Origin of the sequence: Ruixingdingia sedimenti (genome assembly GCF_031432425.1) — a bacterium.
In the GTDB taxonomy this organism is placed as follows: domain Bacteria; phylum Pseudomonadota; class Alphaproteobacteria; order Rhodobacterales; family Rhodobacteraceae; genus Ruixingdingia; species Ruixingdingia sedimenti.
Genome location: NZ_JAVKPH010000018.1, coordinates 18,084 through 43,501 on the forward strand (window position 1 = coordinate 18,084; position 25,418 = coordinate 43,501).

Genomic DNA, 25,418 nt, shown 5'->3' on the forward strand with positions numbered 1-25,418 from the left:
GCCTTCCCGGGTGGCGGTCACGCGATTGTCGCCGCTAAGGGAGATTGCACATGGTCGAGATTGTCAGGGGCAAGGACGTCACCATCCCGTTCCATGCGTCGTTGTGCGTCCACCCTGCCTATCATCCATCCCCAAGTTCTGTTGATCTACGTGCAATTCAGAAAATCGCGAAAGACCAATCCTACCGCTGCCAGTGACCTATTTTGGCGATCATAAACGGCTCGTTTGAAGATAACCCGCTCATTGCTGTAACGCTCGGCAACCGATCAGGAAGGCGCGAAAGGCTTACAGATATCCGCAACGGCCCTTGAACCATGCCACTTAGGTTCTCGGTCTCACCCAGATTGTCGCGCAATAATTTAGGCAAGGTCGCACGGCCAACCCTGCCATCGGCTCGCTTCCTGCGCTTACATGCCATTCGTCTTAACCGCGGCGAACAGCCGCTTTCCGCCCCAAACGACACACGCGGGGTGCTCGCATCCGTCGGGATGTATCTCCAGCTCAAGGCAGGACCCGGATCTGCGCATTCCGGTATCCCGCAGCCATCTCGCGCAGCGCTGTAGGCTCAAGCACCTCGACCGCATCCCCCCACTTGGCAAGATGCCAAGCCATCTCGACGAGACCGCTGGCCTCGAAGCTGACCAGTAGGCTGCCGTCTTCTTCCTCGACCATGTCCTGCGTGGGGTGGAATTCAAACTCCCGGGCCGTGGCCGCAGCGGCAGGCGCAAAGCGCCAGACGACCCGAGTGAACTCTGCGTCCAGATGAAACGATCCGAACGATTTCGCAGCGTAGGCCTCGAGATCGAAGCCCGGATCCCTCTTGAACCACTCGTTGGTGATCTCTGCTTTTTCGATACGATCCATACGGAAGCGGCGCAGGTTGGCGTCAGCAGCCACGTCACGCGCAACCAGATAGTGCCTCGTGCCAAGCAGAACGCCGTAGGGTTCGATCAGGCGCCTGCGCGGCTTGGGGTCCTTCGCTCCCTGGTACTGGATAAATATCCGAAATGGCCCTCGCAACGCGGCAGAGACATAGTTCAGCACTTGCGGGCAGGTTTTAACCTTCGGGCCTGGACGGCAAGCATAGCCTTTGGCTTCGAGGATCACCTCGACATCCACCTCCATCCGCCGCGCCTGACTGGACGGCAAGGTTGCGACCAATCGATCCCGTAAAGAGCGCAGCGCATCCACTTCCATGCTCGCCCCCTCGCGTTCAGCCCGCCTAATGCTCGCCTCGAGCGCGACCAGTTCGTGGTTGTAGAGACCCTGCATGCCCAACATGCTGGTGTCGTGAAGTTTCCAGTGCCGGCGCCTCTCGCTGTCTGTCTGATGTTCGAGGCTCGGGAAGACGTCCCTTAGCGCATAGATCATGCGCTGGGCTGTTCGCTCGTTGACCCCGAACTCCTCCGCCACCTGCTTCACGGTGATGCCGCCATACCGGCTGGCCGAAAGCCCCGCCAGCTTCAACAGGTCCTGTGCCTTCGTGAACGACATGGCGCTCTGTCCCCGACAGTTCTTGACGTAGTGGCTAAGTTATAATGCAGGCGAGGTCGATTCGTCCCAACGATGCTGTTCAATTGAACAATTTGGCAGTGGTCCCTGCGCCAGAAACGTGGCGGCCCGACTTCAGCCGTCGCGCACCTCGGAGCCGCTGCCTCGCTCCGAGCCCTACGGCCTTGGCAACCCCATGGTGATGGAGCGCATCACCTCGACAGCAGAACTGGAGCCTGCATGGCACTACCGCAAAGAGCATTTTTCACCTTGCACGAAACCGCCTCTCGGTGGGGCTGCACCATCGCCGACATTGGCGGCTGGGCCACCGAGGGAAAGTTGGACATCGTCACTGGCATCCCCCTCGCCATCTGCGGCGAGGAAAAGATCTCCGGCAAGATCACGATCTCACCCATGGACATGCTGCCGCTCTTTCGTCGCACCGGAACGGGACCAACAACGATCAAACTGCGCCGGATCAAGCCGGAACGCTCCGAGGGCTGGTGCTATGTCACCGAACCCGCCGACGGCGTCGAGGTTTCGATCGCGGATCTGCTGATCAGCGGCCAGGACGTCTTGCGGTTTGAAGATGAACACGACCTGCTGCGCCGGATCGGTGGCGGGACGGGCGCGCTATCGCCCTACGACTGGGAGGGGATGTATGTGGCCCTGTTGCAGCGTATCCATGAACGCGGCATCCCCGAGACACAGGCAGAACTCATCGGTGAACTGCAGGACTGGTTCGCTGACGTTGCCGAGAACGGTGAGGTCCCGGACGAAAGCACCATCCGCCGCCGCCTGCGCCCTTTCTGGCGCGTCCTTCGCGGCGAGAAGTAAGCAAGCCCGCGCGTCTCAGGCCCGCCGTGCTTCTTTCTCGGCATCTGCGTCATGCACGATCTTGGGCCGTGGCCGGAACATACCGGCCACAGCATTCACCCCCGCGCGTAGGGGAGAGTCCATCAAATGCGCGTAGCGCAGCGTCGTCTGCATCTGACTGTGGCCCAGCAACTTGCCGATCATCTCCAGTGATGCGCCACCGCTGACCAGAAGCGAGGCGAAGGTGTGGCGCAAATCATGGATACGCACATCCAGCAGATCAGCCTCGCGCTGCACCTTGTTCCAGAACCGGCGGATTTCCTTGACGGGCTGTCCCGGCACATCGCCGGGGAAGAGCCATGGGTTGCCCTTGGGCACGACCAGCGCGCGCTGCCGGACAATCGCCGCCACATCGGCAGAGATCGGTACCCGGTGGATCTTGCGCTGTTTTGTGGTGGCGGCTGGCTTTGACCAGATGCCGAGCTCGAGGTTGAACTGCTCGAATTGCGCCTGACGCACCTCGCCCACCCGGGCACCGGTCAGCATGCAGATACGGATGATCCCAGCCGCCCGCTGATCCTCGGCCGCATCCAGCACTTCAGCCAGCCGGCCGATTTCTTCGTAGGATAAAAAGCGCTCGCGCGCGGTCTCGACGCGCTTCTTGAATCCGGCGGCAGGATTATCCGTGCGCCAGCCCCACTGGACCGCGAGATTGAACATCTTGCGCAGCACCTCGCCGATCCGGTTTGCTCGCACCGGCGTCGGCTTGCGCCCCTGCAGTTTGCGTGCGCGATTATTTGGCTTGGCCTTCGAGGGCCGCGCCCTGCCTTCGGCAATGAGGCTCAAGAGCTTCGTCACATCATGCGGGGTGATTTCCGTCACCAGCTTGTTGCCCCAATGTGGCGCGACAAGCTTGGTGAGGAAGGATTTGTGATCAGATGCGCTCAATGGCGCGAGAGCAGAGGCATGCTCGGCCAGATAGCGATCAATCATGTCCTTGAAGCGGGGGGCCTCACGCAGCGTATCGCGTTCTCCCAGCGGGTCCGTCCCTTCATCGACAAGGCGGCGCAACTCGCGCGCCCGCTCTCGTGCGGCGGTCACGCTCCATTCAGGCCAACGCCCGATCGCCATACGGCGCTGACGCCCCGCGAAGCGATAATCCATCACGAAGGACCGCTCGCCCGACGGCATGACGCGGATGGAAAGTCCTCGGATTTCCGTGTCGAAGACCTGGTAGGCCCGATCCTTCTCCGGGATCTGCTCGCGCACGGTTTTATCGTTCAATCGCAATCTGTTGACCATGTTCATGCCTCCTTCTGCGCATGACACAGGCGTGAATACGCAGGCTTATCAAGCGAAGCATGCGCCTCCGACCGGCACATAGGCGGTGACCGGCATTGATGCGCCGAACCCTTGCCGGTCATTGAAAACACGAGAGAAAATCAGAGGCTGCTGCGATTCCTGTCAGCGAATCAGCGGCCCACACAGTCGGGCGACACTCCGAATAGCCCGGCTTGAAGGCCATCCTCGGGCATGATGCGCCCCAAACGAAGGTCGATTTTGTAAATTCCGTTTGAAATCAATGACCGGCAAGGGACTGAACCCCTTGCCGGTTGGCCGGATACGCCTGAAAGGCCGTCAAACACGCTGAAACACGGCGAAATCTTGTAAATTGACCGGCTGAGGGCACCTCCGACGCCCTGTGAGACACTTCGCGGGGCGTTGGCAAGCTCGGCGGCACTGCAGCCGATCACCGCCGATTCCACAAAAATACAATGATATCAATGACCGGCAGCGTTTTGGCGCATCACCGCCGGTCTCTGCCTTCCCGCCACCCTTCATGCTCTGCGCTTCTGAAGCCCTGAACTGTGCCCTTGCCGGGTGAAACCCAGGAGAACCCAGATGCCAGACCTTGGAACTGTGCCACGATCGAGCGGCACCCATCGCCTCATGAGCGGCTGGATCAGCCGCCTCGACCTTGCTCTTGAGCTTGGGGTCACCGTCGAAACCCTGCACCGCTGGGAGAAAATCCGCTTCGGCCCGCCCTGCGTGCGCGCCGGTCGGAAGATCTACTATCGCCGGGATGCGGTGCAGGACTGGCTGATGCAGCAGGAAACCCCTGCCCCTCGCCGCGCGGGGTCGCGCAGATGAGCATTCCCCTGCCCTTCCGCAAGCCCAGCGCCCGCGATCGCGCGCGCCAGGCCTGGATCGACGAGCGCCGGCGCGAAGCGCGCATTGTTGTGTCCGATGTCGTGAACCATTCCGACCATCTGCTGCGTCTGGCCTGCAATGTGCTGGTCCGGCATGGCGAGACAGCGGAGGAGCGCGAGGACGCACGGATCCTGCTCGTCGTCCTCGATGCCAAGTCGCCCGGGCGCGCGGAGCGTCATCGAACAGACCGGGAGGGCGGCCGATGAAGCGGCGCGGCACACCCGAGGCAGATCTGCAGCGCGCTGTGGTCACGGCGCTGCGATTTGCGCTGCCCAAGGGCGCAATCATTCACCATTGCCCCAACGAGATCACCGAGGCTGGGCCGCGCGGTGCAAAGCGGCAGGCGATCCTCGTAGGCATGGGCGTCCATCCCGGCTTTGCCGATCTGATGGTGCTCTGCGCTGGGCGCGTCCTTTTCCTCGAGCTGAAATCCCTCAAGGGGCGGCTAAGCCCAGCGCAGGAGGCGTTTCGAGACGCCGTTACCGCGCAGGGCTTTGGCTGGACGCTGGTGCGATCACTCGACGATGCGTTGGGCGCCATCGCGGATCACGGCTTCACCACGCGTATCGCGGCCCCAAACCGGAGGCCTGCGCCATGAGCCATGCCGCCACCAACTGGGCCATCCAGCAGCGGGGGCTGAAGCCCACGACCAAGATCGTGCTCTGGCACCTCTGCGATCGGTTCAATCCGGATTTCGGCTGCTTTCCCTCCCAAGAGCAGCTGGCCGAGGATTGCGAAATCAGCCGATCGACCCTGAACGAGCATTTGGCCCTGCTCGAGACCGCCGGCCTGATCCGCCGCGTGCAGCGGCTTAATCCTAGCAACAAGCGGCAGATGCCCACCCGCTACATCTTGGCCTTCGAGCCGGGCTTTACCCAAGATAAGCCAGCTCCGTGTCCGGAAACCGGACATGGCAGCGCCGCACAAGACGACCTGCCTTTCGCGCGCCCCGAAAACGCTGACGAAATTGCCACATCGCCGGTGGATAGCCAGTCCCCGTGTCCGGAAACCGGACGCGGAGCCGTGTCCGATTTTGACCCCAAGCCGTGTCCGGAAAATGCCCCGAGCCGTGTCCGAAATCCGGACAGTAACCTTGTAAGAGAACCAGTAAGTAAACCAGTAAAGGAGGAGGAGGGCGCGGGCGCGCGCGACGGCGTCGATGAGGCGTTGTTCGGATCGCTGCTCGCGGCACTGGGGTTCGACCCTGACGGCCCCCTGCCCGGCTGGTGGCAGGGCTGGCCACCCCGTGAGCATGTTCGGCGCTGGCAAACTGACCTTGGGCTAAGCGAGGCCGACATCCTCGAGGTGGCAGAGGCGTCGCGGCAGGAACACCCCGAGCCACCCGATGGCCCCAAGGCGCTGGACCGTGTGATGCAGAGGGCCGCCCAGCGCAAGGCGGATGATGCGTCGCGAAAACGGCGCAAGCCGAAGACGGCAGCAGCGCAGGAACCCCGACCAATCACGGAGCTGCCGGTCTTCTATGCCGAGATGGTCAACTCCGATCGCTACGTGCCCGTCAGCGCGATCTCCAATTCTATGCGGGACGCCATGCTTGCCCGTGGGCTGGTGACGGCCGAGCGCCTCCGTAAGCGGGGGATCCGATGAAACACGATCGCAGTTTGCATGCTCGCGCTGGGCGGGTCGGGCCGGGCCACCCGAAGCGGTCCATGTCGGTTCAGCAGGCGTTAGAATGGGCCTTCCGTGTAGAGCATGCCCAGCTTGATCTACCTGAGCCGCCCGATCCAGAACGCGAGCAGGGGTTTGGCTTTGGCCTCGAATACGTACTACTGCAGCGCGCTATCCTCGGCTGCAAGGTCGATGGCGGGCAGTACAAGATCGGCAGCTACACCCATGAGGATGCCGAGGTGATTGCGGCTACCATCGCTGGAATCCCGGACAGCCTCGGCGGAAAGCGCATGGCTATACGCGTGGCCGAGCTCGCACGCGCTGGGCTGACGCCGGACTGGATGCCAGGGGCCGTCCCGCGTTGTGTGCCGGTCGAAATGAAGCGCAACCAGCATGGAGAACGGGCCACTACCGTGGTGGTCGGGACCGAGCGCGTGCTGTCACGTGGAAAAGTGCGAACGGTGGAGGTGCTCGCCTGCCCAGTGACGTTTTCGCCACATCCGCAGAACATCGAAGCAGCGCGACGAGCTTACTCAGATTGGCGCGGAGCGGTTGGGTGGGTACGCGAGGGCTTGCTGGCCGGGGGCCTATTGCGGGAAATTTCGATCACCGATGCGATGCCGAGGAGAACACCGTGGGAAACATGATGGACCGAGAGCAATCGCGCGCAACGCTATTTACAAGACCCCCTTTGGCAGACCAAAATACGCAAATAACTGGGTAGCATCGCAGAGCTCTAGTGAATCAGAAACTAATCGCATTGGAAAAGATGCTTGACTGATCTTGCGCGTGTCTTTGACTTGGCAAACCTTCGACGAGCTTATCGCTGGACGATGTCAAACCCTGACGCAGCATACAAGTCTTATTTCCGTGACTCTTATGAAGCCTTCGCTATTGCCCCCGACAGCCATCTCAAATGGATCAGGGCTGAAGGCCTGAAAGACCGCTACGAGGTTTCCCATGCTTCCAAAGTTTTAGTGCCCAAGCCTTCTGGCGCCCTCAGGGCAATAACTTTGCTAAAAGTCGAGGACCAGATTGTCTATCAAGCTATAGTAAATATAATTTCTGAAGAACTCAAAAAGGAAACAAAACATCGCTATGAGAAGCGCGTATTTGCGCATCTTTATGCGGGCAAATCGTCCAAGTTCTTCAATATCAAGTGGCAGCGGAGCTATAGAAAATTTTCGAATTGCCTGCGTGACCATCACTCGCACGGATATAATCATATTGCCAATTTTGACTTGGCGTCGTTCTATGACTCTATTGATCACCATGTTCTAGTTCACTTCTTGAAGGAGCTAAGTATCGACGAGGACACCATCGAGTACTTGATGCTCTGCCTTCGAAAATGGACTTCCACGACATGGAGCAATGGGCCGACAAACATCTACCACGAGCACGGTATACCACAGGGACCACTCGCCTCTGGCATGCTCTCGGAGGCAGTTCTCCAACATTTGGACAAGGCCGGAGAACAGGGCGCGCGGCGTATTTTCTATCTTCGGTATGTTGACGATATAAAGATTTTGGCGAAGGCTGAAAAAGATCTTCGCGCAAAGCTTATCAAGTTAGACATTGCATCCAAAGAGATTGGGCTTTTCCCCCAGACGGCTAAAATAAATATTCGTAAGGTCGGCGATCCTGAAGCCGAGATCAAATCCGTCAGTCGACCGCCTGAGCCCTCAGTTATTCCTGCCGTCGACCAGAAGAAGCTAACAGTGCGTGTTCTTGAGCTATGTCGTCGTGGTCGCGTCGTTTCATCAGACTCGACGCGCTTTAAATATCTTCTGGCCAAAGTAAATCCGAACCATCGGTTAAATTCGCGGCTCATTAAGGTTCTTCAGTCTCATCCAGAATATGCGCCCAATATTGCCTCCTACATTGCGAAGTACACAAAGGTACCTGCGGGCATGGCAGCCGATATCAAGGCCTATCTCGATGATCAGGAGCTCTATCATTCTGTTCTGGCTGTCATCCTTGACGCTTGTCTGGGGCGCCTCCCGACGCCATTCGACGATGAGGTTGGAAAGGCCGCTGCAAATCGGCTTCTGCGTCCGAAGAGAGGAGCATTGCCGCTTCAGCCAACCTACAAATCATCCTTGATTTCGTGGGCGCTTGCTACGCGCAGACTCAAGTTCACGGAATACGAGATGATTATCGCAGCAGAATCTGACTGGTGGATCAAAAAACGCTCGGTAAGCGCCTTAACTTCGGATACTTTCGATGCGGAAAGTTATAACTCATTTCTTAATTCTCGACTGCGCGAAAATGAATCGGAAGTGGCCAGAATTTGTGCGGCGAAGATTCTTGAAGGTGGCGACAAACTTCTTAAACCTCACGGATCTATTGAAACAACGGCAAAGCACGTTCTTAGAGCAGCAAAGCTCATACGAGTTGTCGGTGCGCCGGACAGCCGATTACCAGAAATTATCGCTTTTATTCTAGATCGAAAACCCACGGCTTTTGACTGGAAGACTCTTTTTGGGTCAGGGCATAGACATGCTGAACGAATGATGATTTTGCTTAAACGGGATCGTGAGGCTAACATTGAGAAGTTCCTTGTACATTTGGATAGCTGGTGCGACCTCCTTTGCGCTGAAATTTACCATCGACTTAAGCCGGGAAAGAACTACCCTAATTACGGATCGGCATTAAAAGATCCTTTTCTCTCTGGGGCTTTGCCGATGGCGATACCAGCATTCAATGCACTGCATAACCTACGACTTGAATCCAGCGTGGCTCACCCCCGTAGCCACAAGACCGGTGAGCCCACAAGACGGTTGAAACACAGAGATTTTTACAAAATACGAAAGCAGCTCATTTTAGCCTTTGACGAAATAGAGCGCATAATTGTTCCATGAGGCTCCCGCATTCAAGAAAATTAACGCTTGATCAATGTGACAGAAGCAAATGGCAAATGCTTTACGCAGTTAGTCAGACTTCTGGTTAGCTGCGAGCAGAGGGTCGATAAACTGGAGCCCTGTATGATCTTGGCCAGGTGATCGGTCGTTATGGGCAAGTCACGCCCCCCTCCCATGGTTCCTCCCGGGCGCGATCCGTATACGGGGGGGCTGAGCGCGCAAGTTTTCCAGCGTCTGGCCTTTTCACCGGGGAATCCAGCTGGAATCCACCTCAGCGGCCATGCCGAAAATTCTGACTCAATATCAGACTCTTACGGGATCGCCCCGCTGGCGGAGGTGGATTCCACCGGGAAGCCGGGGAATCCACCCAGCTGAATCCACTGGCCACCGAAGCCACCTGTGGAAGCCACTCGTGACGCAGCTTGCCAGAACGCATTGAATCCACGCGTAAAAATGGTTTGACAAAGCTGCCCCCCTTGACGTAGCAAAGAACCATCGAAGAATTGCGCCCGGAGGAACCCCCTCGCGGGCGTTTTACATTTCCCCTCCCCCACATCTCGAGCCCCATCCCATGGACCTCGTCTTCGCGCCGAGCCAGATCGAAACCTGGCCGATCAACCGGCTGCGCCCCTATGCGCGCAATGCCAAGATGCATGGCGACGATCAGGTGGCGAAGATTGCCGCCAGCATGGCGAAGTTCGGCTGGACCGTGCCCTGCATGGTGGCCGACGACGGCGAGCTGATCGCAGGCCATGGGCGGGTGCTGGCGGCGACGATGCTCGGGCTGACCGAGGTGCCGGTGATCCGGCTCAGCCATCTCGACGAGGCCGAACGCCGGGCCTACCGGATCGCCGACAACAAGCTGACGGAACTGGGCGAATGGGACGAGGCCATGCTGCGCGACGAGATCGCGGGGCTCCTGGCCGAAGATTTCGACCTTTCGCTGCTCGGCATCAGCGACGATGACCTCGACGCCTTGCTACAGGACCCAGAGACGCTGGGCGGCGATGGCCCTGTTGAGGGCGAGGACGATGTGCCCGAGGTGCCCGTCACGCCGGTCTCGGTGCCGGGCGACCTCTGGCAACTGGGCGCGCATCGAATGATCTGCGGCGACAGCACCGCGGCCGATGTGGTGGGGCGGCTGCTCGGCGACGTGCGCCCCCTGCTGATGGTGACCGATCCACCCTATGGCGTGGAGTATGACCCCTCCTGGCGCAACCAAGCCGGCGCAGCGAAGACCAGGCGCACCGGCAAGGTTCTGAACGATGACCGGGCCGACTGGCGCGAGGCATGGGCGCTGTTCCCGGGCGATGTCGCCTACGTCTGGCACGGCGCACTGCATGCGGCGACAGTGGCCGACAGCCTAGTGGCGGCGGGCTTCGCCATCCGGTCGCAGATCATCTGGGCGAAGGACCGGCTGGTTCTCAGCCGTGGCGATTATCACTGGCAGCACGAACCCTGCTGGTACGCGGTGCGCGCCAAGGGCAAGGGCCACTGGGCCGGGGACCGCAAGCAGACCACGCTGTGGCAGATTGCCAACCGGGATCAGGATGCTGACACTGTGCATGGCACGCAGAAACCAGTCGAATGCATGCGGCGGCCCATCCTGAACAACTCGAGCCCCGGTCAGGCGGTGTATGAACCCTTCATGGGGTCGGGCACCACGCTGATCGCGGCTGAAACCACGGGCCGGGTCTGCTTCGGCGTGGAACTGAACCCGGCCTATGTCGATGTCGCCATCGAACGCTGGCAGGCCTTCACGGGTCAGGAGGCCATGCTGGCGGAAACCGGCGAGAGTTTCGCCGCCCTCAAGGCCAAACGGCTCGCGGCATGACGATGCATCTGCGCCCGAGCCAGATCGCGTTCTGGCCGCTGGATCGCCTCAAACCCTATGCGCGCAATGCCAAGACCCATGACGCCGACCAGGTGGCAAGGATCGCCGCCAGCATGGCCGAGTTCGGCTGGACCGTCCCTTGCCTCGTAGCAGGCGACGGTGAGCTGATCGCAGGCCATGGCCGCGTCCTAGCCGCCGCACAGCTTGGGCTGGCCGAGGCGCCGGTCATCGTGCTGGACCATCTGACCGAGGCGCAGCGCCGGGCATATCGGATCGCAGACAACAAACTAACCGAGATGGGCGGCTGGGATGAGGCGCTGCTGCTCGAGGAACTGCGGGGACTGGAGGCCGAGGATTTCGACCTTGGTCTGATCGGGATCCTCGAGGATGAGCTGGACGCGCTGCTCCACGATGCCGATGACAATCGCACGCCGATTGACAATGACACTGCCGACACCATCCCCGAGCCCCCGGCCGAGCCGATCACGCGGCCCGGCGACATCTGGGCGCTCGGGCATCACCGGCTGATCTGCGGCGATGCAACCAACCCGGGTGTGGTGGCGCGGCTGATGGACGGCGCGCAAGCCTCGCTGATGTTCACCTCGCCGCCCTATGCCCAGCAGCGCGACTATGGTGCGGCGAAGGCAAAACTCGGTGATTGGGACGCACTGATGCAGGGCGTCTTTGCCGCGGCGCCCGTCACAGCTGATACCCAGCTGCTGGTCAACCTCGGCCTTGTCCATCGCGATGGCGAGTGGATCCCATATTGGGAAGGCTGGCTCGACTGGATGCGCGCGCAGGGCTGGCGGCGCTTCGGCTGGTATGTCTGGGACCAGGGGCCGGGTCTGCCCGGCGACTGGAACGGACGGCTGGCGCCGTCGCACGAGTTCATCTTCCACTTCAACCGCCAGCCCCGGAAGCCGAACAAGACGGTCGAGAGCAAGCACGCGGGCGAAACGCTCGGCGGTGGCGGGCTGCGCGGGGCCGACGGCACTGTCCACCGCAAGACCGGGTTCGGCAAGGCGATCCAGAGCCACCGCATCCCCGACAGCGTCTTTCGGATCATGCGGCACAAGGGCGGGTTGGGCGCGGCCGGATCGCACCCGGCCGTCTTCCCCGTAGCGCTGGTCGAGGCGGTGCTGGAGGCCTTCACCGATCCGGGCGACCTGGTGTACGAGCCCTTCTGCGGCTCCGGCACCCAGCTGATCGCAGCCGAGCGCACCGGGCGGCGCTGCTGCGCAGTGGAGCTGGATCCCGTCTATTGCGACGTCGCGGTGCGGCGATGGGAAATGGCGACGGGGCGGACGGCCAGTCGCATCGTTAGGGAGGAGGAAGCACAGAAGCCTGTGCGCCGGTCGAGGAAGCGAGCATGACGCAGTCGCGCCGCATGTCGCTGCTCGAGGCCATCACCAATGTCGCTGTGGGCTACGCGCTGGCGGTCACGGCGCAGATCATAGTGTTTCCGTGGTTCGGGCTGCATCCCAGCCTTGGTGAGAACATGGCGCTGGGTGCAGTATTCGTGGGGATATCGTTGGTGCGCAGCTATGCGCTGCGTAGGCTGTTCGAGGCGGTCGGCAAGCGGTAGACTGGGGCAGCTATGCGGGACAAAGCGGACGGTCGCGTTGGCGTCGACCACTATTCCATCATTCTCAGCAGCGAGTCGGTCACCATCGCCTTGACCTCCGGCGACAGCGGTCGTCCGCCCATGGCCCGGTGAGCCCAAAGCCCGTCAGCTGCAATCCGCGCCAAGAAGTTTGCTCGGCCCACAGGATCATCCACCTGCGGAGCCGGTGGTGCCCAATGATCCATCACTTCTGACCACACCTGAGCCAACCGTTCATCCCCGGCGCTTTCCAGCATCATCAGCAGCTCGGCCCGGGTGGCATCCCGGCTGCAGCTTTGCACATAGGCTTTGTAGCGGTCGGCGGGCAGGTCCGGGTCCGGTGTAAGACTGAGCAGTTGCGCCTCCCATTGCCGGGCAAGGTGCTGGTGCGTGGCTAGGATTAGCTCATCACGGGAGGAGAAGTGATAGATGATCCCTCCCCGGGTTATGCCGGTTTCTGCAGCCACAGCGTCGAAGGTGACCGCTGTGACCCCATCCCGCTCGATCAGCCGCACCACCCCATCGAGGATCTTGTCACGGTTGCTCTCTCTCATCGTGATCTCCTCAATGCGGATAGTGCGAAGACTGCGAACCCGGTCCATAGGACCGCAGTAATACGCCGGTGAACAGCGCACCAAGCGCAATGACACCCGCGACGACATACATCACCATCAGGAAAGCGCGGTCAAACGCCGTTGACGCGGCCTGTTTTAGCGCAATGCCATCGGCGCCCATCTCATCGGCAATCGACAAAGCATTGGGCAGGCTGTCGCGCGCCGCCGCAGCGATGCCCCCAGGCAAAACAACGCCCAGAGAATAGACCGCCGCCATCAGGCTGCCCAAAAGGGCAACGGCAATCAGACTGCCGAACTCAAAGGAAACCTCCTCGACCGAGGCTGCCATCCCGGCGTTTTTCACCGGCGCATTGCCGACGATGGCAGTGGAGGCCACCGACATGGCCGCCCCGACCCCAGCACCCGCAAGCACCGATCCGGCGATCAGCCAACCGATGCCGTGGCTGATCCCCAAGGTTGCGATCAGGACACCGACCGTCGCTACCGCCAGCCCGCCCGCGATTAGGATGCGCAGCCCGATCCGGTGCAGGAAGGCACCACCAAGCATTGCGGTCGGCAGCGACCCGATGGCTGCCAACGAAACAAGGATGCCCGCCTGCATGGGCGTGAAGCCGGCGACCAGCTGGAAGCGCTGCGTGGTTGCCAGTTGCAGCCCGGCGAAGGCGAACATGGCAAGGGCCGCAGCCAGAGTGCCCGCAAGGAAGGCCGGGTTGCGAAACAAGGCAAAGTTCAGGAGCGGGTCCGCCAGCCGGGATTGCCGACGCGTGAACAGGAGCGTTGCGATCAGGCCGATGGCTGCTGCGGCGGCGGGGACTGCCCAGGATTGCCCGGCATGAGCGGTTTCCTTGATGGCGATCACCAGCGCCGCTAGGGAAACCAACGCCAGCACGGATGAGACGAAATCCCAGTGCCGCGACCTGTCGGGAGCAACCCTCGGTGCCACAATCAGCGTCGAGATGAACGCGAGGGCCACCACCGGCACGTTCACCAGGAACACCGATCCCCACCAGAAATGGGACAGCAGGAAGCCCGAGATGATTGGCCCGAGTGCGACGCCGATCACCGAGATCGAGCCCCAGATCGCGATGGCGAAATTGCGCTCTTTCTCATCGGTGAAGCTGACCCGCAGTAGGGCAAGCGTGGCGGGCATCATTGCGGCGGCACCGACCGCAAGGAAGGCCCGGGCCGCGATGAGGACATTGGCCGTTGGCGCGAATGCCGCGACCAGCGAGGCGATGCCGAACAGGACCAGCCCGATCAGAAACATTAGACGATGCCCGACGCGGTCACCGAGCGTGCCCGCCCCAAGAAGCAACCCCGCCATGACAAGAGGATAGGCGTTGATGATCCACAGACCCTGGGTCTGGCTCGCGCCCAGTTCCCGGGTCAGGGTCGGCAGGGCGGTATAGAGGATGGAGTTGTCCAGCGTGATCAGCAGCAGACCAGCCGCCACAGTCACCAGAACCGCCCAACGGTTGCGGGGGGATACAGTCATTTTCAATGCACCTTGGCTAACACTTAACTATACTATCATGTTTGTATAGTTTTGCTAGACTGATTTTGTTTGTGTCAACCGGCGGGCTGTGCTGCAGCATCACACCAATCTAGGCGTCTGCTTTGGGCTCTTTTCGACGTCACCCGATCCGATACACCGACCCGCGTCCTTGCTCTTTGACGGATGTGATCTGGAGCCCCAGCTTCTTCTTCAGCCCGCCCGAGATCAGGCCTCGCGCAGAATGTGCCAACCAGCCCGTCGCCTCGACGATCTCGGCAATGGATGCACCCTCGGGCCGCTGAAGGAGCGCGATGATCTGCGCCTGCTTGGTGCCGGCGCGGATGGCGACGGGCTTTGGCGTGTCGTTGGCTTCGGTCGTCGGTGCGGGTTCCGCATCCGGCTGTGGCTTCGCCCCTCGCGCGGTGGCGACGGCGCTGGCCGCCACCGGCTCGATCCCGATGGCTTCCAGCCCGGCTTCGGTGGCGACCAGCGTGGTGCCATGGCCATCGCCGGTCTCGCGCCAGAGCGGCTCGCCGCGGCGCAGGTCGGCATCGACCTCTTCGAGCCATCCGCGCGTGATCATCGCGGTGACGGCCTTTTGCGCGGCGGCGCCATGCAGGCCTTCGGGCAGCGGCATGGCCAGATTGCCGGGGCGGGTCGCCGCGCGGCTGAGGATGATTGTCTGGGTGTCGGTGAGCTTGGGCATGGGGCATCTCCGTGTTCGGGCCGCGATCATCGCCGGCCTTCTACGACCTCAAGCCCGCCATACGGCGGGCCGAGGCGGAGCTGGGGCCGATCATTCGGCGTGTTCGCCCTCCTTGAAGGCGGCGTCCGAGATTTCCCGCAGGCGGTCGCGGTAGTGGTTGAGTGTCCCGACATGGCCCCAATGGATCGCGTCGGGATGGGTCTCGAAGTGATCGTCGCTGAGCGCGGTGAGACGCGTGAGCATGCTGTCGATCTCGGCCTTGGCGGCGAGAAAGGCGTCGATGGCTTTGGAGTTGTCACTGGCGCGGCGGGTCATGGCGGGGTTCCTTCGGGTGAGTTGCATCGTTTTCCTGGAACGACAATCGCTCTGAACGTGCGATTATCGTAGGCAAATCTGAGCAATATCCGTGCTTTATAATCGCGCGAGACAGCATCATTCGATCCGATCCGGATCGATCATAGCCGCCTGTTCCGCCTCAAAGCGCTGGGCAGCATCGGGGGGATCACGGCGGGCGTTGACCATGGCCACGAACATTGCGCGGGCAACAGCGGCGACTTCATCCGCTCCGGCGCTGGTCAGGCCGGCACCGTGGATGGCAATGGCCTCGCCCAGATCGGTCAGGGCATAGAGGGTCGCGAACTCGGCCTCGGGCGGGTCGCAGGTGATCGTGTCGCGGTCGTTCTCGGAAACGGCCACACTGCGGCAGAAGCGCAGATCGAAGCCGATGGCGCATTCGCGGCGGATCAGGTCGTCGAGGGTCTCGCCTTCGGGCAGGCAGTTGAAGGACTGCGTCATGATGGGAGCTCCTCGGGCTGCGCGGCCTCGGGATCCAGTTCAACCCACGTCCCGTCCTGCCAGACATAGAGATGGCACAGCTCGCGGGTCGGGCGCGGCAGGATCGGAGGTTCGCGGGGAGGGTCGAAGCAGTCGAGTTCGTCGGCCCGCACCTGCCGGATTTCCTTTGCCGCAAGGATATCCTTCGGCGTCCACGGGACCAGCGCGGGGAGCATGTGCGAGGGATAGCCGTCGTAGTGGCAGTAGATGTGGGCCCATTCCTCAGGCCCTAGCTGAATGGCGATCTGTGCGCGGGTGCTCATGGTCGTTCCCCCTCAGATCAGCTGCAAGCTGGCCAGCATGGTGCTGGCAGCGGCGAGCTGGCCGGTCGGCAGCTCGATCTTGATGTGCGAGATGACGTCCGAGGCCTCGGCCATGATACCCTCGTCGCGCAGCGCGGCCTCGATCATGCGGGCGGCGGCGTCGGGGCCCTTGAGGTTCAGCGGGTCCGGCAGCGCGGCGTGATCGATGCGGATGGTGGTGATGGTGGTCATGGTTGGATCCTTTCAGGGTTGGGGTTGGGTGTTCGCAGGGCCCGCGCGGCGTCCGGCCTCGAAGGCTTCCTCGAGCGCGGCGCGGATGGCCCAGACGGCGACATCGTGGAAATCCAGCCGGTCCCAGTTGCGGGTCTCGAGCGTCTCGAGGTGGAACTGGCGCTGGGCGATCTCGAGAAGCTTTGCGTCGCGCTGGGCGGTTGGGTCGGTGTTCTTGCGGCGCGCCATGGTCAGTCCTCCCAGCGGTGTTCGGGGTGGGTGGTCCGCGCGCGGGCTTCCTCGCGCATCATTTCCTGGGCCTTGGCCATCTCGACCATCCCGTCGGCCTGGCTCATCCGCCCGGACATCACCTCGTCCATCACCCAGTTCACCCGCTCCTGCGCAGGGCTGGTGTGGTTGCGCCACCCCTCGCTCATCGAGCTGTGCCCCATTCTCTCCTGTGCGCGCATGGCTCTCTCCGATCCATGTCCAAGGGGTGCGATGCACCCGTTTCGTTGGGATCAGAATCGCTCTATCCGGGAGTGTAATCAACTGAATAAGCAGCGCATTTCCGTTTAAATCCAATATCTTGAGGATCATCACAGCGCCATGGAAGGTATGTCCGAGCGCGCCTATGCCGCCCATTCCGGTCTCTCGCGTGGGGCGGTGCAGAAGGCGCGCAAGAACGGGCGGCTGGTGCTATTTGCCGATGGGTCGATCAACGCCGCCGCCTCGGATGCTCGGCGCGGCGCGATGACCGATCCCGACCAGCAGATGCGGTCGCGCGGCGGTGCTGGCGATGGCGCGGTATCCGGTCCAGGCGACAGCACCTCCTATCTGAAGGCGCGCACCGCGCTCACGGTCTATCAGGCGCAGGAGCGCCAGCTGTCGATCCAGCGCAAGAAAGGCGTGCTGGTCGACCGCGCGCGCGCCGAGACGCTGGTGTTCCGCCTCGCGCGCCAGGAGCGCGATACATGGGTCACCTGGCCCACCCGCGTGGCCGCCCTGATGGCCGCGCAGTTGTCCGCAGAGATGGAGAAGGCCTCGGGGGTGCCCGTATTGATCGAGACTGCGATCCTGCAAAGGGTACTGGAAACCCATGTCCGAGAGCAGCTCGACGCCCTCGCAGACCTCCGGGTCTCGCTTGCATGAAGGAGACAATGATCACAGCCTGACCGACAACGACCTGACCGAGGGGCTCGACCTCGACTTCGACGGGGCCGAGGACGTCCTGCGCGCCTGGCGGCGGGGCATGCGGCCGGACGCCGATCTCACCGTGTCGGAATGGGCCGATGCGCATCGCTGGCTCTCCTCGCGGGCCTCGGCCGAGCCCGGTCGGTACCGTACTGCGCGCACGCCCTATCTGCGCGCCATCATGGATGCGCTGTCGCCAAACCACCCGGCGCAGCGGATCAGCTTCATGAAGGCCGCGCAGGTCGGGGCGACCGAGGCGGGGAACAACTGGATCGGCTTCGTGATCCACCACGCGCCCGGGCCCATGCTTGCGGTGCTGCCGACCGTCGAGATGGCCAAGCGAACCTCGCGGGGCCGGATCGATCCGCTGATCGAGGACAGCCCGGCGCTGAAGGAACGGGTCAGCCCCGCCCGCTCGCGCGATGCTGGGAACTCGATGCTCTCGAAGGAATTCCCGGGCGGCATCCTGGTGCTGACCGGTGCGAACAGCGCAACCGGCCTGCGCTCGATGCCCGCGCGCTATGTGTTTTTGGATGAGGTCGACGCCTACCCGGCCTCGGCCGACGAGGAAGGCGATCCGGTAACGCTGACCGAGGCGCGGACCACCACCTTCGCGCATCGGCGCAAGGTGTTCATGGTCTCGACGCCGACGATCCGGGGGCTGAGCCGGATCGAGCGGGAGTTCGAGGCCAGCGACCAGCGGCGGTTCTTCGTGCCCTGCCCGCATTGCGGCCATCAGCAATGGCTGCAGTTCGAGCGGCTGCGCTGGGACAAGGGACGGCCCGAGACTGCCGCCTACCACTGCGCGGGCTGCGAACGCCCCATCGCCGAGCACCACAAGACGGAAATGCTCGCGCGCGGGGAATGGCGGGCAACGGCGATCAGCGCCGACCCCACCGCCATCGGGTTCCACCTTTCGGCGCTCTATTCGCCGATCGGCTGGAAAAGCTGGGAGCAGATCGCACGAGACTGGCTGGCCGCGCAGGGCTCGGACGAGATGCTGCGCGCGGCGCGCAACACGCTCCTGGGCGAGACATGGGTCGAGAGCGGCGAGGCGCCGGAATGGCAGCGGCTGGCCGACCGGCGCATCGCCTTCCCGGCGCAGATCCCCATGGGCGGGCTGTTCCTGACAGCGGGTGCCGACGTGCAGAAGGACCGCATCGAGGTCGATGTCTGGGCCTGGGGCCGCGGCATGACCAGCTGGCTGGTCGATCACATCGTCATTCCGGGCGGGCCGGATGATCCGGCCTGCTGGGACAAGCTGACGGCCCTGCTCAGCCAGACTTGGGTCCACGAGCGTGGTTCGGTCATGACGCTGGCGAAGCTCGCGATCGACACCGGCTACGAGTCGGCGGCCGTCTATGCCTGGTCCCGCAAGCAGGGCGTCGCACAGGTGGCGCCGGTGAAGGGCCTCGAAGGCTTCAACCGGGCCACACCCGTGTCGGGGCCGACCTTCGTCGATGCCACGGTGAATGGGCGCAAGCTCAAGCGCGGCGCGCGGCTCTGGACCGTGGCCACGGCCACCTTCAAGGCCGAGACCTATCGCTATCTGCGGATCGAGCGACCCAGCGAGGAGGAGGTCGCACAAGGTGTGGCAAATCCCGCAGGCACGATCCACCTGCCCGACTGGGCGGACAGCGAGTGGCTGAAACAACTTGTCGCCGAGCAGCTGGTCACGATCCGCGACAAGCGCGGCTATGCCCGCCAGGAATGGCAGAAGCTGCGTGAGCGGAACGAGGCGCTCGACGCCCGGGTCTATGCACGCGCCGCCGCGTGGATCCTCGGTGCCGACCGTTTCGACGAGCGGATGTGGCGGCAGCTAGAGAAGCAGGCGGGGGTGGAGACTGCCGCTGCCGCGATGGATGCCGCGCCGGAGAAACCGACAGCCCCGCAAGCCGGGAAAGTGACGACGCCAAGGCGGCGTGGCTGGAAGATCAGCACGCCCCGATACATGGAATGATTGATGACCCTCGATGATCTGATGGCCCGCCACTCTGCGCTGCTGGCCGCGCGCTACAGCGGCACGCGCTCGGTCAGCTATGACGGCAAGAGCATCAACTATGGCTCGGACGCGGAATTGGCCGCCGCCATTGCCGATATCGAGCGCCGGATCGCGGCGCTGGAACGGACCAGCCGGCGCGTGTTGCGCCCCTTCGCCGTGAAGGACCTGTGATGAGCGGCGCGATGAACTGGCGTCAGCGCCTCGGGGCCTTCATCGGCGGGTTCGATGCCGGCCAGCACCATCGCCGGTTGCGCGGGTTTCGCGCAACGCGCGCGCATGTCAACGCTCTGATCGCGGCTGCCGGGCCAGACATCACCGCCCGCGCCCGCTGGCTCGTGCGCAACAACGGCTATGCCGTGAATGCGGTGGAAAGCTGGGCCGCCAACACTGTGGGCGACGGGATCAAACCGATCTCGAAGATCGGCGATGCCGCACGCAAGGAGGAGCTGCAGCGCCTCTGGCTCGCCTGGACCGACGAGGCGGATGCCGAGGGCCTGACAGATTTCTATGGGCTGCAGCGCCGTGCCGCCCGCGAGGTCTTCATGGCGGGCGAGGTCTTCTTCCGGATCCGCATGCGCCGCGCGGGCGATGGGCTGACGGTGCCGCTTCAGCTGCAAATGCTGCCCGCCGAGATGCTGCCTCTGGAGCAGACAGGGGCGGCGGCCAATGGCAACACGATCCGCCAGGGGATCGAGTTCGACCGCATCGGGCGGCGGGTGGCCTATCACTTCCTGCGCCGCCATCCCGGTGATAGCACCGATCCGGGGCTGGCGGGCGAGATCGTGCGCGTTCCCGCCGCCGAGGTCATCCATGTGATCGACCCGGTCGAAGGCGGTCAGCTGCGCGGGGTGTCGAAACTGACCCCGGCGATCGTGAAACTGTTTCTGCTTGATCAGTACGACGATGCCGAGCTCGACCGCAAAAAGGTCGCGGCGATGTATGCGATGTTCGTGACCTCGCCTGCACCGGAGAACCCGCTCGCGCCTGCCGAGGATGACGAAGTTCCAGACGGGGTTGAGATCAGCCCCGGCCAGATCGTCCGTCTCGATCCCGGCGAGGATGTCACGGTAGGTCAACCTGCCGACAGCGGCGCGACCTATGAGCCGTTCCAGTACCGCACACTCCTGCAGATCTCGGCCGCGCTGGGCATCCCCTATCCCTATCTCGCCAATGACATGGTGAAGGGGAACTTCTCGAACTCGCGCCTCGCCCTGATCGAATTCCGCCGCCGGGTCTCAGCCTGGCAGCATTCGGTCATGGTGTTTCAGCTTTGCCGCCCGGTCTACGCGCGCTGGATGGATGCGGCCGTGCTGTCGGGCGCCCTCACCCTGCCCGGCTACGAGGCCAACCGCGCGCGGCTCCTGACCGCCGACTGGTTGCCCACCAAGTGGGACTGGGTCGATCCGCTCAAGGACGCCAATGCCGAGATCGCCCAGATCGAAGCCGGCCTGAAATCGCGCACGCAGGCGATCGCCGAGCGCGGCTACGACGCCGAGCAGGTCGACCGCGAGATCGCCGCCGAACGGTCGCGCGAGCGGTTGCTCGGCCTCGACTTCCGTCGCCCCGGCTCGCCCGCGCAGGGCGTGCAGGCAGTGCCCGTCGAGGGTGATGCGGAAGAGCAAGTTGACGACACCAATGACGCGGAGGACCGCCCGCGCCCAGACGAGGACCAGCCCTGATGCTCCATGCCCGCATTGCCGCGCGCGCCTTCAACACGCCGCTGCTGGTGGAACACTCCAAGGCCATGGCGTTCCTGTCCGGCCTCGGACCTCGCATTCTTGGGCGGCGGGTCGAACTGGCAGACGGCGTCGAGGCGCCGGATGGAGCGGCCACTCTGCCCGCTCGCGCCAGCTTGCTGGCGGGTGGGCTGGCAGACGACTACCGCCAGCATGGCGATGCGCCCTATCCGGTCGTGGACGGGATTGCCGTGATCGAAATATCCGGCGTGCTGATCCATCGTGGCGGCTGGATCGGCCAATCCTCGGGCCAGACCAGCTATGAGGGGATCGCTGCCCAGATCGACGCGGCGGCCAGCGATCCGGCGGTGCGCGGCCTCGCATTGGAAATTGACAGTTTCGGGGGCGAGGTGGCAGGCGTCTTTGACCTCGCGGATCGCATTCGTGCCATTCGGGGTAACAAGCCAGTCTGGGCTTTCATCGCCGAACACGCCTTCTCGGCGGGCTATGCGCTGGCGAGCCAGGCCGACCGCATCCTCCTGCCACGCACCGGCGCGCTGGGCAGCATCGGCGTCGTGGTGCTTCATGCCGACCTCAGCGGGCAGCTCGATCAGGACGGGGTGCGCGTCACGCTGATCCATTCAGGCCAGCACAAGGTTGATGGCAATCCGTATCAGCCGCTGCCCGAGGCCGTGCAGGGCGACATCCAGCGCGAGATAGATGTGCTGCGGTTTCTCTTCGCGGAAACCGTGGCCGCGGGGCGCGCTGGGCGGCTTAGCCATGAGGCAGCTCTCGCGACCGAAGCCGCGACCTTCCGCGGGGCGGATGCTCTCGCCGCTGGCCTTGCGGACGAGGTTACCGATCTGGCGCGCGGCTTCGCGGCGTTCCGGCAGATGCTGTCCCGCACACCGATCCTTTCACCCGCGCGCACGCGGCGCGCGTCTCTTCCCCAGCCCAGACAGGAGGCACTGATGGCCACCCGGAACGACCCCGACGACAGCCCGCAGGACACCGGGATCGGTGTGACGGACATCGACGATGCTGAATCTGATACCACCGATGATCAGCCCACCTTTGCCGAACCGTCCCCCGCAGAAACTCAACCGTCTGCTGCCGCGGCACCTTCCGCCGCGCCGACCGCCCCGCAGGCTGGCAATCTGGCCGAGCTCTCGGCGCAGCTACGCGAGGCGGCGGCGGAGATCGCCGAGATCGCGGCGCAGGCGGGCCGCCTCGGCATCGCCATCGACGCGGCGAAGGCGCTGCGCGAGGGCACCACCCCCGAGGCCCTGCGCCGCCTGGTGCTCGAGCGCGCCAGCGCCGCCGCGGATGCCCGCGACATTGTGGCGGCCCCACGTTCGCCAGTCCTGCCGCTCGCGAAGGAAAGCCCCATCGTCGCCGCCGCGAAGCGCGCCGCGGCATCGGGCCACCGGACCTGAAGTCCGACAGCCCTACCGCCACCCCCCTGAAACCGCCCGTCCTTCGCCCCCGCCGCATCCCGGCAGCGGGGGTTTGGTCCCTTGCATCCCTGAGAAAGGCACCCCGCCATGACCGTCCTTCATCAGCCCGCGACGACGGGCGATATCCTCAAGTACGAGGTCAATCCGAACTACACCCGCGAGACCGTCACGCTCCTCGAGGGCACGAACTATCCCGTCGGCGCCGTGCTGGGGCGGATTACCGCAAGCGGCAAGTACAAGCTCGCCACCTCGGGCGGCTCGGACGGCGCGCAGACCGCCGCCGCCGTGCTGCTCTACGCCGTGGATGCCAGCGCCACGGACGCCATCGGCGTGGTGGTCGCGCGGGGCCCTGCCATCGTCTCGAAGGCGGCACTCGTTTTTGATGCCACCGTCGATGACGCGCCCAAGACCGCCACCAAGCATGGCCAGCTGGCCGCGCTGGGCATCGTGCCCCGCGACACCGCCTGATCGGACCTACAGCACCTGATCCCCTGCCGGGCTCACGTGCCGCAAGCCCAACCTCCCTGCCCCTCTTTCCCCGGAGTTCCTCATGACCATCACCCGCAACCCGTTCGACGCGGGCGGCTATTCGCTCGCCGAGATGACGCAGGCCATCAACATCCTGCCCAACCTCTACACCCGCCTCGGCCAGATCGGCCTGTTTCGCTTCGAGGGCGTCACGCAGCGCTCCATCGTCATCGAGCAGCGCGAGGGGGTGCTGAGCCTCCTGCCTTCGGTCCCGCTGGGGGCCCCCGCCACAGTCGGCAATCGCGAGGCGCGCTCGATGCGCAGCTTCGCTCTGCCCTGGATCCCGCATGACGACGTGATCCTGCCCGCCGACATCCAGGGGATGCCCGCGCTGGGCGTCTCCGACGCGGCCGATCCGCTGGTCGAGGTGATGAACCGCAAGCTGACCCTGATGCGCCGCAAGCATGCCCAGACCCGGGAGTACATGGAGATGAACGCGCTGCGCGGCATCGTGAAGGATGGTGCGGGCACCACGCTCTACAATTACTTCACCGAGTTCGGGCTGACCCAGATCTCGGTCGATTTCGTGTTTGGCACCGCCGGCACCAATATCCAGGGCAAGGTCCGCAATGTCCTGCGCGCGATCGAGGACAACCTGCTGGGCGAAACAATGACCACTGCCCATGCGCTGGTCAGCTCCGAATTCTTCGACAAGCTGATCAGCCATCCCAAGACCGAGGACGCCTACAAGTTCTTCTCGGCCACCGGCGGCCAGCCGCTGCGCGAGGACATGCGCCGCGCCTTCCCCTTCGCCGGGATCCTGTTCGAGGAATACAACGGCTCGGTCACGCTCTCGAACGGCACCTCGGAACGGCTGATCCCCACTGGCGAGGGCATCGCATTTCCGATGGGCACGTTCGACACCTTCACCACCTATGGCGGGCCTGCGAACCTGCTGGAAACTGCCAACACCGTCGGCCTGCCGCTCTATGCGCGCCAGATGATGGACGCCAAGGGCCGCTGGATCGACCTGATGACCGAGGCCTCGATCCTGCCGGTGAACAAGCGCCCGCGCCTCGCGATCCGCCTGCACAGCTCGAACTGACGGGCGCACACATGTCGGTCTTTGCCGCCGCCATCGACAACCTGTTTGCCGATCCCAACATCGCCCGCGATGCAGCCTGGATCGCGGACGGTGGCGCTCCGAAACTCATCCGCGTGGTCACCCGCCGCGCGGATGAGGTCACGGGGTTTGGCGAGGCGCGCCTCTGGTCCGAGACCACGCGCATCGACCTGCGCGTGGCCGAAGTGCCGAACCCGCGGCCCGGCGACCGGATCGAGCTCGAAGGCGAGGCTTTCCTCATTCAGGGCGAGCCGATGCGGGACAGGGAACGGCTGATCTGGACCGTCGATCTGAGGCCAGCATGAGATTACAACTCGACATCACGCCGGACCTCGTCGCCATGATGGCCGCCGAGATCAGGGCTGGCGAGCAGGCCGTGAGCCAAGCCGTCGGCGAGGCTGGCAACAGCGTGAAATCCTCCTGGCGCGCGCAGGTCACCGGCGCTGGCCTCGGTCAGCGCCTCGCCAACACCATCCGCTCCGAGCAGTTCCCCAAGGGCCGACCCAGCCTCAGCGCAGCCGCAGTCGTCTGGTCGAAGGCCCCGGTCATCATCGGTGCCCATGAGACCGGCCCGCTGATCCGCTCTCGGAATGGGTTCTGGTTGGCGATCCCCACGCCCGCCGCCGGCAAATCCTCGCGCGGTGGGCGCATCACACCCGGCGAGTGGGAGCGCCGCTCGGGCCTGCGCCTGCGCTTCGTCTATCGCCGCACCGGCCCCAGCCTGTTGGTCGCCGAGGGGCGGCTCAATGCCCGTGGACGCGCCGTGGCGAGCAGGTCGAGGACGGGCCGCGGCGTGACCACGGTCCCGATCTTTCTGCTCGTGCCGCAGGTGCAGCTGCGCAAACGGCTGGACCTCGCCCGCGATGCAGCGAGGGCGCAGGAGGCGATCCCAGGCGCGATCGTTGCGCATTGGGTGGAGACAAAACTGGGGTGACCGCCGAAAATGGACTGATCAGAATGCCATTGCCTTTCT

The 25,418-nt window shown here is 63.6% G+C and carries 31 protein-coding genes; 20 read left to right on the forward strand and 11 right to left on the reverse strand.

What is annotated here, in order from left to right; all coding sequences use genetic code 11:
* Positions 1-50 precede the first annotated feature (50 nt).
* The gene (locus RGD00_RS14685; RefSeq protein WP_310458083.1) at positions 51-197 is read left to right on the forward strand and encodes a hypothetical protein; all 147 of its coding nucleotides are present in this window, start codon (positions 51-53) and stop codon (positions 195-197) included.
* Positions 198-501: 304 nt separating this feature from the next.
* Here RGD00_RS14685 and RGD00_RS14690 read toward each other — a convergent pair whose 3' ends face one another.
* Positions 502-1,494, reverse strand: coding sequence for a helix-turn-helix transcriptional regulator (locus tag RGD00_RS14690; protein ID WP_310458084.1), 993 nt, complete (start codon positions 1,492-1,494; stop codon positions 502-504).
* A gap of 237 nt (positions 1,495-1,731) precedes the next feature.
* On the opposite strand from RGD00_RS14690, the gene RGD00_RS14695 reads away from it, so the two are divergent.
* Positions 1,732-2,328, forward strand: a complete 597-nt coding sequence (locus tag RGD00_RS14695; protein ID WP_310458085.1) for a hypothetical protein — start codon at positions 1,732-1,734, stop codon at positions 2,326-2,328.
* A gap of 15 nt (positions 2,329-2,343) precedes the next feature.
* On the opposite strand, the gene RGD00_RS14700 is transcribed toward RGD00_RS14695, so the two are convergent.
* Positions 2,344-3,609, reverse strand: coding sequence for a tyrosine-type recombinase/integrase (locus tag RGD00_RS14700; RefSeq protein ID WP_310458141.1), 1,266 nt, complete (start codon positions 3,607-3,609; stop codon positions 2,344-2,346).
* Positions 3,610-4,257: 648 nt separating this feature from the next.
* Here RGD00_RS14700 and RGD00_RS14705 point away from each other — a divergent pair.
* The 9 genes from RGD00_RS14705 to RGD00_RS14745 all read left to right on the forward strand — a co-directional run bounded on the left by RGD00_RS14705 (position 4,258) and on the right by RGD00_RS14745 (position 12,424).
* Positions 4,258-4,458 carry a helix-turn-helix domain-containing protein gene (locus RGD00_RS14705; RefSeq protein WP_310458086.1) on the forward strand — a complete coding sequence of 67 codons (201 nt, stop codon included), beginning with the start codon at positions 4,258-4,260 and terminating at the stop codon, positions 4,456-4,458.
* The gene (locus RGD00_RS14710; protein WP_310458087.1) at positions 4,455-4,724 is read left to right on the forward strand and encodes a hypothetical protein; all 270 of its coding nucleotides are present in this window, start codon (positions 4,455-4,457) and stop codon (positions 4,722-4,724) included. Before RGD00_RS14705 ends, RGD00_RS14710 begins: the two co-directional genes overlap by 4 nt.
* Entirely contained in the window at positions 4,721-5,116 is a 396-nt protein-coding gene (locus tag RGD00_RS14715; protein WP_310458088.1) for a VRR-NUC domain-containing protein, read from the forward strand. Before RGD00_RS14710 ends, RGD00_RS14715 begins: the two co-directional genes overlap by 4 nt.
* Complete coding sequence (locus RGD00_RS14720) at positions 5,113-6,123, forward strand: helix-turn-helix domain-containing protein (protein ID WP_310458089.1); 1,011 nt, start codon at positions 5,113-5,115, stop codon at positions 6,121-6,123. The genes RGD00_RS14715 and RGD00_RS14720 overlap by 4 nt, the downstream gene beginning before the upstream one ends.
* 62 nt (positions 6,124-6,185) lie before the next feature.
* On the forward strand, positions 6,186-6,791 hold the full coding sequence (locus tag RGD00_RS14725; RefSeq protein ID WP_310458090.1) for a hypothetical protein: 606 nt from the start codon (positions 6,186-6,188) through the stop codon (positions 6,789-6,791).
* Positions 6,792-6,917: 126 nt separating this feature from the next.
* Entirely contained in the window at positions 6,918-9,005 is a 2,088-nt protein-coding gene (locus tag RGD00_RS14730) for an RNA-directed DNA polymerase (protein ID WP_310458091.1), read from the forward strand.
* Between the two features lie 571 nt (positions 9,006-9,576).
* Positions 9,577-10,839, forward strand: a complete 1,263-nt coding sequence (locus tag RGD00_RS14735) for a site-specific DNA-methyltransferase (RefSeq protein ID WP_310458092.1) — start codon at positions 9,577-9,579, stop codon at positions 10,837-10,839.
* Entirely contained in the window at positions 10,836-12,212 is a 1,377-nt protein-coding gene (locus tag RGD00_RS14740; RefSeq protein ID WP_310458093.1) for a site-specific DNA-methyltransferase, read from the forward strand. The genes RGD00_RS14735 and RGD00_RS14740 overlap by 4 nt, the downstream gene beginning before the upstream one ends.
* Positions 12,209-12,424 (forward strand): DUF7220 family protein, encoded by a 216-nt coding sequence (locus RGD00_RS14745; RefSeq protein WP_310458094.1) that lies wholly within the window; start codon positions 12,209-12,211, stop codon positions 12,422-12,424. The genes RGD00_RS14740 and RGD00_RS14745 overlap by 4 nt, the downstream gene beginning before the upstream one ends.
* Positions 12,425-12,474: 50 nt before the next feature.
* On the opposite strand, the gene RGD00_RS14750 is transcribed toward RGD00_RS14745, so the two are convergent.
* The 9 genes from RGD00_RS14750 to RGD00_RS14790 all read right to left on the reverse strand — a co-directional run bounded on the left by RGD00_RS14750 (position 12,475) and on the right by RGD00_RS14790 (position 16,962).
* Positions 12,475-12,996: a TetR/AcrR family transcriptional regulator gene (locus RGD00_RS14750; RefSeq protein WP_036706857.1), complete on the reverse strand. Its 522-nt coding sequence runs from the start codon at positions 12,994-12,996 to the stop codon at positions 12,475-12,477.
* Positions 12,997-13,006: 10 nt separating this feature from the next.
* Positions 13,007-14,512, reverse strand: coding sequence for an MFS transporter (locus RGD00_RS14755; protein WP_036706855.1), 1,506 nt, complete (start codon positions 14,510-14,512; stop codon positions 13,007-13,009).
* Between the two features lie 139 nt (positions 14,513-14,651).
* On the reverse strand, positions 14,652-15,218 hold the full coding sequence (locus RGD00_RS14760; protein ID WP_310458095.1) for a DUF3489 domain-containing protein: 567 nt from the start codon (positions 15,216-15,218) through the stop codon (positions 14,652-14,654).
* Between the two features lie 90 nt (positions 15,219-15,308).
* On the reverse strand, positions 15,309-15,560 hold the full coding sequence (locus RGD00_RS14765; protein ID WP_310458096.1) for a hypothetical protein: 252 nt from the start codon (positions 15,558-15,560) through the stop codon (positions 15,309-15,311).
* 90 nt (positions 15,561-15,650) lie between these two features.
* On the reverse strand, positions 15,651-16,013 hold the full coding sequence (locus RGD00_RS14770) for a hypothetical protein (RefSeq protein WP_310458097.1): 363 nt from the start codon (positions 16,011-16,013) through the stop codon (positions 15,651-15,653).
* Entirely contained in the window at positions 16,010-16,315 is a 306-nt protein-coding gene (locus RGD00_RS14775; protein WP_310458098.1) for a hypothetical protein, read from the reverse strand. Before RGD00_RS14775 ends, RGD00_RS14770 begins: the two co-directional genes overlap by 4 nt.
* A 12-nt stretch (positions 16,316-16,327) precedes the next feature.
* Complete coding sequence (locus RGD00_RS14780) at positions 16,328-16,546, reverse strand: hypothetical protein (RefSeq protein WP_036708761.1); 219 nt, start codon at positions 16,544-16,546, stop codon at positions 16,328-16,330.
* Between the two features lie 12 nt (positions 16,547-16,558).
* Entirely contained in the window at positions 16,559-16,774 is a 216-nt protein-coding gene (locus RGD00_RS14785) for a DUF6900 domain-containing protein (RefSeq protein WP_310458099.1), read from the reverse strand.
* Between the two features lie 2 nt (positions 16,775-16,776).
* Positions 16,777-16,962 carry a hypothetical protein gene (locus tag RGD00_RS14790; protein ID WP_310458100.1) on the reverse strand — a complete coding sequence of 62 codons (186 nt, stop codon included), beginning with the start codon at positions 16,960-16,962 and terminating at the stop codon, positions 16,777-16,779.
* Positions 16,963-17,134: 172 nt separating this feature from the next.
* Between RGD00_RS14790 and RGD00_RS14795 the strand changes: the two genes are divergently transcribed.
* From RGD00_RS14795 to RGD00_RS14835, 9 genes are all read left to right on the forward strand, one after another.
* Positions 17,135-17,677, forward strand: coding sequence for a hypothetical protein (locus RGD00_RS14795; protein WP_310458101.1), 543 nt, complete (start codon positions 17,135-17,137; stop codon positions 17,675-17,677).
* On the forward strand, positions 17,625-19,679 hold the full coding sequence (locus RGD00_RS14800; RefSeq protein ID WP_310458102.1) for a phage terminase large subunit family protein: 2,055 nt from the start codon (positions 17,625-17,627) through the stop codon (positions 19,677-19,679). Before RGD00_RS14795 ends, RGD00_RS14800 begins: the two co-directional genes overlap by 53 nt.
* A 3-nt stretch (positions 19,680-19,682) precedes the next feature.
* The gene (locus RGD00_RS14805; protein WP_310458103.1) at positions 19,683-19,892 is read left to right on the forward strand and encodes a phage head-tail joining protein; all 210 of its coding nucleotides are present in this window, start codon (positions 19,683-19,685) and stop codon (positions 19,890-19,892) included.
* An 11-nt stretch (positions 19,893-19,903) separates the two neighbouring features.
* Positions 19,904-21,400, forward strand: a complete 1,497-nt coding sequence (locus tag RGD00_RS14810; protein ID WP_310458142.1) for a phage portal protein — start codon at positions 19,904-19,906, stop codon at positions 21,398-21,400.
* The gene (locus RGD00_RS14815; protein WP_310458104.1) at positions 21,400-22,833 is read left to right on the forward strand and encodes a S49 family peptidase; all 1,434 of its coding nucleotides are present in this window, start codon (positions 21,400-21,402) and stop codon (positions 22,831-22,833) included. Before RGD00_RS14810 ends, RGD00_RS14815 begins: the two co-directional genes overlap by 1 nt.
* Positions 22,834-22,941: 108 nt before the next feature.
* The gene (locus RGD00_RS14820; protein WP_310458105.1) at positions 22,942-23,322 is read left to right on the forward strand and encodes a head decoration protein; all 381 of its coding nucleotides are present in this window, start codon (positions 22,942-22,944) and stop codon (positions 23,320-23,322) included.
* Between the two features lie 82 nt (positions 23,323-23,404).
* On the forward strand, positions 23,405-24,427 hold the full coding sequence (locus tag RGD00_RS14825; RefSeq protein ID WP_310458106.1) for a major capsid protein: 1,023 nt from the start codon (positions 23,405-23,407) through the stop codon (positions 24,425-24,427).
* 11 nt (positions 24,428-24,438) lie between these two features.
* Positions 24,439-24,750 carry a head-tail joining protein gene (locus RGD00_RS14830; protein WP_310458107.1) on the forward strand — a complete coding sequence of 104 codons (312 nt, stop codon included), beginning with the start codon at positions 24,439-24,441 and terminating at the stop codon, positions 24,748-24,750.
* Positions 24,747-25,379, forward strand: a complete 633-nt coding sequence (locus RGD00_RS14835) for a DUF6441 family protein (protein WP_310458108.1) — start codon at positions 24,747-24,749, stop codon at positions 25,377-25,379. Before RGD00_RS14830 ends, RGD00_RS14835 begins: the two co-directional genes overlap by 4 nt.
* Positions 25,380-25,418: the final 39 nt, after the last annotated feature.